At 62.0% G+C, this 9,707-nt stretch carries 9 protein-coding genes; 5 read left to right on the plus strand and 4 right to left on the minus strand.

Annotation, left to right across the window (positions count from 1 at the left end):
• Window positions 1-355 precede the first annotated feature (355 nt).
• The 3 genes from V7116_RS23880 to V7116_RS23890 are packed head-to-tail and all read left to right on the plus strand — an operon-like array spanning window position 356 to window position 2,262.
• Complete coding sequence (locus V7116_RS23880; RefSeq protein ID WP_324394504.1) at window positions 356-1,549, plus strand: FtsW/RodA/SpoVE family cell cycle protein; 1,194 nt, start codon at window positions 356-358, stop codon at window positions 1,547-1,549.
• Window positions 1,550-1,560: 11 nt separating this feature from the next.
• Window positions 1,561-1,962, plus strand: coding sequence for a PD-(D/E)XK nuclease superfamily protein (locus V7116_RS23885; RefSeq protein ID WP_324394505.1), 402 nt, complete (start codon window positions 1,561-1,563; stop codon window positions 1,960-1,962).
• A gap of 6 nt (window positions 1,963-1,968) precedes the next feature.
• Window positions 1,969-2,262, plus strand: a complete 294-nt coding sequence (locus V7116_RS23890) for a hypothetical protein (RefSeq protein ID WP_324394506.1) — start codon at window positions 1,969-1,971, stop codon at window positions 2,260-2,262.
• Window positions 2,263-2,264: 2 nt separating this feature from the next.
• Here V7116_RS23890 and V7116_RS23895 read toward each other — a convergent pair whose 3' ends face one another.
• The 3 genes from V7116_RS23895 to V7116_RS23905 form a co-directional block, all read right to left on the minus strand.
• Complete coding sequence (locus V7116_RS23895; protein ID WP_324394507.1) at window positions 2,265-3,056, minus strand: DUF4145 domain-containing protein; 792 nt, start codon at window positions 3,054-3,056, stop codon at window positions 2,265-2,267.
• Window positions 3,057-3,112: 56 nt separating this feature from the next.
• On the minus strand, window positions 3,113-3,982 hold the full coding sequence (locus V7116_RS23900; protein WP_324394508.1) for a DNA adenine methylase: 870 nt from the start codon (window positions 3,980-3,982) through the stop codon (window positions 3,113-3,115).
• A gap of 140 nt (window positions 3,983-4,122) precedes the next feature.
• Window positions 4,123-5,844: a glutamine--tRNA ligase/YqeY domain fusion protein gene (locus V7116_RS23905; RefSeq protein ID WP_324394509.1), complete on the minus strand. Its 1,722-nt coding sequence runs from the start codon at window positions 5,842-5,844 to the stop codon at window positions 4,123-4,125.
• Between the two features lie 282 nt (window positions 5,845-6,126).
• Between V7116_RS23905 and gltX the strand changes: the two genes are divergently transcribed.
• On the plus strand, window positions 6,127-7,623 hold the full coding sequence (gene gltX / locus V7116_RS23910; protein ID WP_324394510.1) for a glutamate--tRNA ligase: 1,497 nt from the start codon (window positions 6,127-6,129) through the stop codon (window positions 7,621-7,623).
• A 126-nt stretch (window positions 7,624-7,749) separates the two neighbouring features.
• Here the strand turns inward: gltX and V7116_RS23915 are convergent, their stop codons facing one another.
• Window positions 7,750-8,934 (minus strand): HEAT repeat domain-containing protein, encoded by a 1,185-nt coding sequence (locus V7116_RS23915; protein ID WP_324394511.1) that lies wholly within the window; start codon window positions 8,932-8,934, stop codon window positions 7,750-7,752.
• Window positions 8,935-9,188: 254 nt separating this feature from the next.
• On the opposite strand from V7116_RS23915, the gene V7116_RS23920 reads away from it, so the two are divergent.
• Window positions 9,189-9,707: DegV family protein (locus tag V7116_RS23920; protein WP_324394512.1), on the plus strand; the 519-nt coding region annotated here is incomplete at its 3' end.

A 9,707-nucleotide genomic window follows, 5' to 3' on the forward strand; every position in this document is an offset into this window, starting at 1 on the left:
TTGGAGAGGGGAGACAAGCATCTCAACGGGTTTTGTAGGGGCAGGTTTCTAACCTGCCCTGGCTTTCGGAGTTAAAAGTTAAAGAGTATCTAGCCCGCCCGTTTTTTTGCCTTACCACCCCTTATTATCACCCTCACTGTTTCGGTTATGCGGCTGCCTCCATTGGGATAATCCGCAAACTGTCGCTGCCCTGTTCATTGACTGTCGGGAAACACCAGACACGGCAGCGGTACTTCTTATGGGCGGCGCAACCGCACGGTAGGCGGCGGTTGCTACGACGGGCACGGGCGCTATAATCGGCCCGGTTTAAACGTCGTCCCGTTGTGTATCGTTAACTGAGCGGAACTGTAGCGGAATGCAGAGCAAACAAAGCAAGCCGACCATCTGGCGCGACTTCGATTTTGTCCTCCTGGGCCTCGTGATGCTGCTGGTGATCATCGGCATCCTGATGATCCGCAGCGCGACCTTCGGCGCGGTGGACACCGACCTGATCAACCGCGTGCCCAGCCAAATCCGGTTCATGCTGATCGGCATCGTTGTGGTGTTCGCCATCGCCGCAATCGACTACCGGCTGTTGGGCAGCTTACACTCGTTTCTGTACGGCTTCATCCTGTTCATTCTGGGGCTGGTCGCAGGCCTAGGCGCGGTCGGCGCGGCGGGCGCGCAGAGTTGGCTGAACGTCGGCTTGCAGGTGCAGCCCTCGGAGTTGGGCAAGCTGCTGCTGGTGATCACGCTCGGCCAGTTTCTCGCGGATCGCTACCAGCAGATGGACAGCCTGCGCACCGTGATTCTGTCGGGCATACATGTCGCCGTGCCCGCGCTGATGATTTTTGTCCAGCCGGACCTGGGCACCACGACGGTGATCGTGGTGGTGTGGTTCGTGATGGTGTGGGCGGCGGGCTTGCGCCTGAAGCACCTCGCGCTGCTGATCCTGGTGGCGCTGGTGGCGATGCCCGTGCTGTGGCTGCAAATGGAGCCGTACCAGCGCGAGCGTATCACGACCTTCGTGGCGAGCAGCGAGACGTGTTACGACGATCCCGAACTGATGCGCAGCGGCAACTGTACGTTCGAGGACGAGGACGGCAACGGTGTGCCGGACGTGAAGGACGCGCGCTACAACATCGACCAGGCGCTGATCAGCATCGGGTCCGGTGGGCTGATGGGCAAGGGCTACGGCAACGGCTCGCAGACGCAGGGGCGCTTCCTGCGCGTGCGCCACACGGACTTTATCTTCAGCGTTATCGCGGAAGAAATGGGTTTCATGGGCGCGGTCGCGGTGATCACGCTGATGGGGCTGGTGGTGCTGCGCTGTTTGCGCGCCGCCCGGCTGGCCGCCGATCCGCTCGGCAGCCTGATCGCGTATGGCGTGGCGGGCATGATCTTCTTCCAGACGATGGTGTCCATTGGCATGAACCTGAGCATCCTGCCGGTGACGGGCCTGACGCTGCCATTCGTGAGTTCGGGCGGGTCGTCGCTGATCACGATGTTGATCGGCATCGGGTTGGTGGAGAGCGTGGTGATGCGGCGGCGCATCCGCGAATACGTGTAGGAGAGGGAACGATGCCGGGACGGGGGCGTGCGGTCCAGAGCGGGCAGGACATGGAGTTCGAGGTCATGCAGCTCGCGGAGGCGCTGGGCCTGGAGGCGCGGCGGCAGTTCCGCGTGGGGCGGCGCATCTGGGGCGCGGTGCGTGTGATCGACGTGGTGGTACGCCATCCCGACACGCGACAGACGCTCGGCATCGAGTGCAAATATCAGGGCAGCACGGGGTCCGCCGAGGAGAAGATCCCCTCGACCGTGCTCGACATCGAGGCGTGGCCTATCGCGGGGATCATCGTCTTCGCGGGCGAAGGCTTTTCGGGCAACATGCGCTCGTACCTGTACTCGACGGGCAAGGCCGTGGACCTGGAAGACCTCGATATGTGGCTGCGGCTGTTTTTCGGATTGGATTTGGAAGGGTAGTGACGGATGGATCAGTCTGCGAATACGTGCTCACTTTCCGAGCGCCAATGGGACCTGCTGCGCGCCATCGCGCGCGGGCTGGCGGGGCAGGAGGGCGCGGCGACGTGGTGGATTCAGGTGGCGCACGATCTGGGCGGCCCGGTGTGGCAGGGGATCGACGACGCGGCGCTGCGTGACGAGATCCAGGCGCTGACGACGCTGGCCGACATCGACGCGTTCGAGCGGTACGCGCTGCTGAGCAATCCGCAGGCCGGGCGCTACGAGCTGTTCGCGCAGCGGGTGATTGAACTGGTGGAGTAGGTTTACTTCTTCAAGATGTTGGCTGTTGAAGTCAATTTATCGAGCAGATTTTGTTTCTTATGTGGAACTTCATAAACCAGAAACAGCAGCATCGAAAATGTTTGCCGGACGAGCGCAATTAACCCCCTGTCCAGATTTGCTTGTTTTGTCACATCACCATCATTCGGGTGAATCGATGCGTTACCCAGATCTTTGATCACACCCAAGAATGCTGTGTCAAGATCAAGCGCCCATTTTGGCGCTTTTTGATCTGCAATGTCTTTCTCTAGTTGCTGAATTTTGTTGTTCAACATCCCTTGTATATAGCCCTGCTCATAAAGTAGATGTTCCAGTGCGCCGCGCATCATCGCAATTGCGGCGCTGTTTGCACTGACAGATTCAGCACGGTGAGCTTGGTCAAGGTAGAACGCTACTCCTGGAGGTGTGTGCGGCGTTGATAGTCCTCCTGATTGGCTTCCAAGGATAGCAACGTCGGGACCTTGAGGTCCTTGATACACTACAACGGTGAATAGATTGTCACATTGAACACATTTGTAGATAAGAAGTGCTGGTTTTACGTAATGTAGAATTGTATTTGCACTTTCAGCTGTGATTTCGGTTGGCCAGTTGGCTTGTCTTAGCTTACTTGTAAGAAAGCAAGTTGCGGACACTCTTCGTAGTTCGCCACAAGACGGACAGTAAATATGTCCCGCGACAACAGAATTTTCGCCGGTGAGTACGTCAGTCCGACGAACAAGCGTCGCCACACCTTCAACTGATGCAAGATCAAGTCTATCCAGATCTAGTTTTGCCATGGATTTACTCGTAGTTTCGTGATTGCAGTAAATACTATGTAATAATAATCCGACACTCAATAATTCACCACCAGCACCTCAGTAATCTCTCCGCGCTTGCCGCCCTTGGAGTTGATCGCGCGGCGGGCGGTGACGGTGTGCACCGTGAAGCCCTCGTAGAGTCCGCGCACGAACGGCGTGTCGGAATTGCTCAGCATGACCTTGCAGCCGCGATCGGACAGCGCGCGGAACGTCTCCGCCAGCCGCCGCTGATCGTCCTGCCCGAACGAATCCGCCGAATAGCTGGTGAAGTTGGCCGTGCTGCTGAGCGGATCGTAGGGCGGGTCGAAGTACACGAAGTCGCCTGCTTGCGCATGGTCCAGCACATCCGTGAAGGGGCGCGTGTTCACGTCCACGTTTTGCAGCGCCAGCGATGCCGCGCGCAGCCGCTTTTCGCTGAGGACATCGGGATTCTTGTAGCGACCCATCGGCACGTTGAACTGGCCCTTGCTGTTGACGCGCCACAGCCCGTTGTAGCAGGTCTTGTTCAGGTAGATCATGCGCGCGGCGCGTTTGACTTCTGACGCGCCGGCCCAGGCCGGATCGCGGTCCTGATCGCGGACCTCGTAATAGTGCTGGTGATCGTCCTGCTCGTGGGCGAGCTTGTGCGCGCGCAGCGCCTCAACCAGCGCGTCCACCTGATTGCGCACGACGAGGTAGCAGTTGATCAGCTCCGGGTTCACGTCGGAGAGGGCGTAGTCGTCGAACAGGTCGCGCTTGCGCAGCTCGAAGAACACCGCGCCGCTGCCCGCGAACGGCTCGAAGTAGGCGCGGCCCCGGTCGGTGGGGAAAAAGCGATCGTACTGCGCGAGTAACTGGCCCTTACCGCCCGCCCATTTCAGGAACGGCTGCGCGTCGGCCAGGGTCGGTTGGGATGTGTCGGTCATGCGTCCTCAAATGCGGCGGTCAGCAGTTGGCTGTTAGCGGTTCGCAAAAAATCTATTCGGAATACGGAATCTGGCAAAATAGGGTAGGGGCGTATCACATACGCCCCTACGGATGGTGCGAGAGTCGGGTGTCGCCCGATCTAGCCCTGCTTCTGCTGGATCTTGGCCCAGGAGTCGCGCAGGCCGACGGTGCGATTATAGACCGGGTGACCGGGCGTCGAGTCGGGATCGACGCAGAAATAGCCCTGGCGCTCGAACTGGAAGCGGCTGCCCGGCGGCATATCGCGCAGGCTCGGCTCCAGCTTCACGCCCTGGAGCACGGTCAGGGAATCGGGGTTCAGGTTGACCGTGAAGTCCTGGCCTTCGGGCACGTCTTCGGGATCGGGATTGGTGAACAGGTGATCGTAGACGCGCACTTCCGCGTCGAGCGCGTGCGCCGCCGAGACCCAGTGCAGTGTCGCCTTGACCTTGCGCCCGTCCGGGGCGTCGCCGCCGCGCGTGGCGGGATCGTAGGTGCAGTGCAGCTCCACGACGTTGCCCTCGTCGTCCTTGATCACGCCCGTGCAGGTGATGAAGTAGGCGTAGCGCAGGCGCACTTCACGGCCCGGCGCGAGGCGGAAGAACTTCTTGGGCGGCTCCTCCATGAAGTCCTCGCGCTCGATGTAGACCACCTTCGAGAACGGGACTTTGCGCGTCCCGGCGCTCTCGTCTTCGGGATTGTTGATCGCGTCCATCTCTTCCACGAGATCGTCGGGATAGTTCTCGATGACGACTTTGAGCGGATCGAGCACGGCCATCGCGCGCGGGGCGCGGCGGTTGAGATCGTCGCGCACGGCATGTTCCAGAAGCGCGATGTCGATCGTGCTGTCCGCCTTGCTGACGCCGACCGTTTCCACGAAGGCGCGGATCGCTTCGGGCGTATAGCCGCGCCGCCGCATGGCGCTGATGGTTGGCATACGCGGGTCGTCCCAGCCGCTCACGTAGCCGTCCTTGACCAGACGCAGCAGCTTACGCTTGCTCATCATGGTATAGGTCAGGTTCAGGCGCGCGAACTCGATCTGGCGCGGGTGGAAGATGTCGAGCTGTTCCACGAACCAGTTATACAGCGGGCGGTGATTCTCGAATTCGAGCGAGCACATCGAGTGCGTCACGCCTTCGATGGAGTCCGACTGCCCGTGCGCCCAGTCGTACATCGGGTAGATGCACCACTTGGTGCCGGTGCGCGGGTGCTCGTCGTGAAGGATGCGGTACATGACCGGGTCGCGGAAGTTCATGTTGGGCGACGCCATGTCGATCTTGGCGCGCAGCACGCGCGAGCCGTCGGGGAACTCCCCGGCCTTCATGCGCTCGAACAGGTCGAGGTTTTCCTCGATGGGGCGATCACGGTAGGGGCTGTTTTTGCCCGGTTCGGTCAGCGTGCCGCGATATTCGCGGATCTCGTCGGCGGTCAGGTCATCGACGTATGCCTTGCCGTCCTTGATGAGCTGGATCGCCCACTGGTACAACTGGTCGAAGTAATCCGAGGCGAAAAACAGGCGATCTTCCCAGTCCGCGCCGAGCCATTTGACGTCGCGCATGATCGCGTCGATGTATTCCTGCTCTTCTTTGGACGGGTTGGTGTCGTCGAACCGCAGATTAAACTTGCCACCGTAGGCTTGCGCGATGCCGTAGTTGATGTTGATGGCCTTGGCGTGGCCGATGTGCAGGTAGCCATTCGGCTCGGGCGGGAAGCGCGTGTGCACGCGGTCGTAACGCCCGGCCTTCAGGTCCTCCTCGATGGCTTCGCGGAGGAAATTTGACGGGCCTGCGCCCGTGGAGGTGGTATCGGTTGTTGGTGTTTTGATGTCTTCGCCAGTCGGCATACGGTTTGTCCTTCAGGATGGGTGTGCCAGTCGCTATAGTGTAACCCATCCGGCGCGCATTGAGTAGGCATGTGCGGCATGTGAGGTGCGATTCTTACCGTTCAATCTGCACAAAGCGTCTGTTATAATTTTTCAAGAAAGTGTTCAGCGATCAGCGTTCAGTTTTCGGCGGAGTGCGATCAGCAATTGCGGCGGTCATCCCGCTGGCGAGACGTGCTCGTGAAAACGGGCTGCTGAAAACTGATCACGGTCCGCCGCATACCCAGTGAGGAGCGTGTTCTTGTGACCGACCGAGACCCATCCGTTCGCGTGCGTTTCGCACCCAGCCCCACCGGTCCGATGCACATCGGCGGGGTGCGCACGGCCCTGTTCAACTGGCTGTTCGCGCGCCACCACGGCGGGACGTTCATCCTGCGCATCGAAGACACGGACCAGAAGCGGTACTCGGAGGATTCAATTCACCTGATCACCGAGGGCCTGCGCTGGATGGGCATCGACTGGGACGAGGGGCCGGAGGTCGGCGGGGAGTACGGGCCATACGTGCAGTCGGAGCGGGTCGATCTCTACCGCGAGTGGGCCGACTGGCTGGTCGATCACGATCTGGCGTACCGCTGCTACTGCACGCCGGGGCGCCTAGCCGCGCTGCGCGAGCAGCAGATCGCGGAGAAGCGCGATCCCGGTTACGACCGCCACTGCCGCTATTTGACGCCGGAAGAACGCGCCGCCAACGACGCGGAGGGCAAGCCCTACGTGATCCGGTTCAAGATGCCGACCGAGGGCGCGACCACCGTGCACGACCTGATTCGCGGCGACATCACGTTCGAAAACACGCAGCTTCAGGACCTCGTGCTGCTGAAGTCGGACGGTTTCCCGACGTACCACCTCGCCAACGTGGTGGACGATCACTTCATGAAGATCACGCACATCATGCGCGCCGAGGAATGGATCTCGTCCGCGCCGGTGCATAAGAACCTGTACGCGGGCTTCGGCTGGGAGATGCCGCAGATCGCGCACTTGCCGGTGATCCTGAATCCGAGCGGCAAGGGCAAGCTGTCCAAGCGCAGCGCGGGCTTCAGCGAGGGCGGGCGCAAGATCCCGGTGCTGCTGTACGAATTCCAGGATGCGGGCTATCTGCCGGAGGCGCTGGTCAACTTTTTGACCAACGTCGGGTGGAGCTTTGGCGAGGACCGCGAAGTGTTCACGGTCGATGAGACCATCGAGCGCTTCGACCTGGATCGCGTGAACCCGGCGGCGAGCATCTTCCCGGTGGAAAAGCTCGATTGGCTGAATGGCGTCTACATCCGCGAGATGGATCCGGCGAAGCTGGCGCAGCTTTTGATGCCGGTTTTCACGAAGGCGGGCTACGAGGTCAACCCGGAGATTCTGGTAGGGGCCGCGCCGCTGCTCCAGCCGCGCATCAAGACGCTGAATGACGCGCTGGAGATGGGACGGTTCTTTTTCGTCGATCCGTTCGAGCCGCCGGCGGTGGCCGATCTGGTGCAGAAGGGTATGGACACCCCGCGCACGCTGGACGCGCTGGAAAAGGCGCTGGCGCGGCTCGACGCGCTGCCCGATTTCGCCGCCGCGACGCAGGAAGCCGCTATGCGCGCACTGATCGAGGAACTGGGCCTCAAGGTCGGGCAGTTGTTCGGCGCGCTGCGGGCCGCCACGACCGCGCAGCAGTCGTCGCCGCCGCTGTTCGAGTCGGTGGAAGTGCTGGGCCGCGACGAATCGCTGCGCCGCATCCGTCTGGCGCTGGACGTGCTGCGGAACGCGTAGCAGCGGCATTCGTTTGCTCAACTGTAGGGGCGTATCGAATACGCCCCTTTTTGTTTTTCGGGGAGCAAGCAAATCCCATTGGCTCGGCGTGTTTCCTCTTTTTAATCGCAGAGGAGCGGCGGCATGTCAGTTCCCCAGCAGTGCCCCCAGGGCGCTGCCGAACATGTACGAGCCGCAGCCGAAGAACACCGCCATCACGACCGTGCCCAGGACGATCGACAGGCAGCCGGTGAACGCGCTGAAGCGGTAGACCTTGCCGATCACGCTCGACATCAGGTAGTACATCAAGAGCGACAGCGGCAGCAGCAAGAACGAATAGGTCATCAGCGACTCGAAATCCCCGAAGCTGGCGACCAGCACGAAGATCAGCGCGGACACGATGCTGAAGCCCGTCAGATAGGGCACGAGGTGATGGTACAGCCCGACGAGCGTGCCGTCCCCACCCAGAAACGTCGTCGCGGCGAAGTGCACGGCCACGCCCAGCAGCATCACGCCGATCACGCCGTAGACGGCGCTGCCGACGGCGGAAGGCAGCAGCACGGCGATGCTGGCATCGGTGAACGCCTCGATATCGGCATAAGTCAGCGTGCTGGCCGGGGCGTTGTCGAGCATATCCTTCAGCATCCGTTCCAGCAGCGGCATGGCGAACAGCAGCGAGATCAGCGTGGAGAGCGTGCTCACCAGCGCGTACAGCGCCAGATCGATCAGCACGTTGGGCCACGTATCGTCCTCGCCGGGCAGCCTTTCGCCCCCCACCGAAGGCGCTGATTCCTGCAGCCCGGCGGCGAAGGCCGCACGCTGCTGGGGATTCGTCAAGATAGCGATCGCGTCTTTCGTGGAGCGCCCGGTCAGCGTGATGATCAGGTTGCTGACGAACGCTTCTTTCGCCAGATCGGGGTCGATGCTCAGCGCTTTGCCCAGATTTTCGATCGCGCGGGCGCGCTGCCCCCCGGTGTGCTGCGAAATGGCCGTGTCGAGGTAGCCCCGGGCGCGTTCCTTGTCACGCGCGCTGACGACCTTTGGCTCCGGCGCCGGGTCGGGCGCGGGCCGGGCGTACAGCGGCTCCTCGGACGCGTGCGGCGCGCTGTGGGCAGCGGGACCAGCTCCGGGGCTGTCGCTGCTGCTGTGCTGCCGGATGAAGCGGCCCGCATTCAGCGCCAGCTCGCGCAGGGCCGGGTCGGGATCGGTGCGGTACACAGCGGCAAGCGCCGGTAGGGCGGTCGGGTTCTTGGATTGGCCGAGGGCAATGATAGCGGCCCGGCGCACTGCCGGATCGGGGCTGTTCAACTGCTGCAAATACTGGTCGATCATGATTCCCCCTCATGCGACGCTTCCCGCTGCGCGGTGCGGGAAATTCAAGTGTCTACCTTTCTACTATACCGGAAGCGCGCCGCAGGTGTACCCGCGAAATGTGGGTATTGTGGCGTCGTCTATCACCTTTGGCATTGCGGTGCGCGGCGCAGGGGCGTTGCCCGCCCCGACGGATCGGGTTATGCTACATAGAGCGGCACGACACTGCGCCGCCGCCACTTATTTTTTTTACCTGCCACTCAGGAGTCCGCGCCATGATCACGGTGGTTACGGATAGCTGCGCCAGCGTTCCCCAGGCGCTGATCGAGCAGCTCGGTATCGAAGTCGTTCCTTATTACCTGCATACGACGCTCGGCACGCTGCGGGACGGCGTGGATATGCCGCCCGACGATTTTTACGCCTGGCTGCTGACCGCCCCCGGCTGGCCGACGACGGCCAATCCCTCTGCCGGGGACTACCTGGAAGCACTGCGCCGGGCGGCGGCGCGCGGGGACGGCGTGGTGATGGTCAGCATGACCGGCACGGGCAGCGGCGGGTTCCAGTCCGCGACGCTTGCCAAACGCCTCGCCGCAGACGATCTGCTGGGACTGGACGTGCACGTGATCGATACGCAGCAGGTGGCGTTGGCGCACGGCTGGGCGGTGATCCAGGCGGCGCGTGCGGCCCTGGAGGGCGGCACGGTCGAGCAGGTGGCCGCCGTCGCACGGGACGTGGCGGCGCGGGCGTTTGTGGGCTTCACCAACGATACGCTCGAATATTTGCAACGCGGCGGG

This window comes from Aggregatilinea sp. (assembly GCF_036822615.1).
Taxonomy (GTDB): domain Bacteria; phylum Chloroflexota; class Anaerolineae; order Aggregatilineales; family Aggregatilineaceae; genus Aggregatilinea.

What these genes read in the sequence shown, in the direction of transcription:
- V7116_RS23880 (WP_324394504.1), top strand. Translation starts at nt 356, where the DNA reads ATGCAGAGCAAACAAAGCAAGCCGACCATCTGGCGCGACTTCGATTTT.
- V7116_RS23885 (WP_324394505.1), top strand. Translation starts at nt 1,561, where the DNA reads ATGCCGGGACGGGGGCGTGCGGTCCAGAGCGGGCAGGACATGGAGTTC.
- V7116_RS23890 (WP_324394506.1), top strand. Translation starts at nt 1,969, where the DNA reads ATGGATCAGTCTGCGAATACGTGCTCACTTTCCGAGCGCCAATGGGAC.
- V7116_RS23895 (WP_324394507.1), bottom strand. Translation starts at nt 3,056, where the DNA reads ATGGCAAAACTAGATCTGGATAGACTTGATCTTGCATCAGTTGAAGGT.
- V7116_RS23900 (WP_324394508.1), bottom strand. Translation starts at nt 3,982, where the DNA reads ATGACCGACACATCCCAACCGACCCTGGCCGACGCGCAGCCGTTCCTG.
- V7116_RS23905 (WP_324394509.1), bottom strand. Translation starts at nt 5,844, where the DNA reads ATGCCGACTGGCGAAGACATCAAAACACCAACAACCGATACCACCTCC.
- V7116_RS23915 (WP_324394511.1), bottom strand. Translation starts at nt 8,934, where the DNA reads ATGATCGACCAGTATTTGCAGCAGTTGAACAGCCCCGATCCGGCAGTG.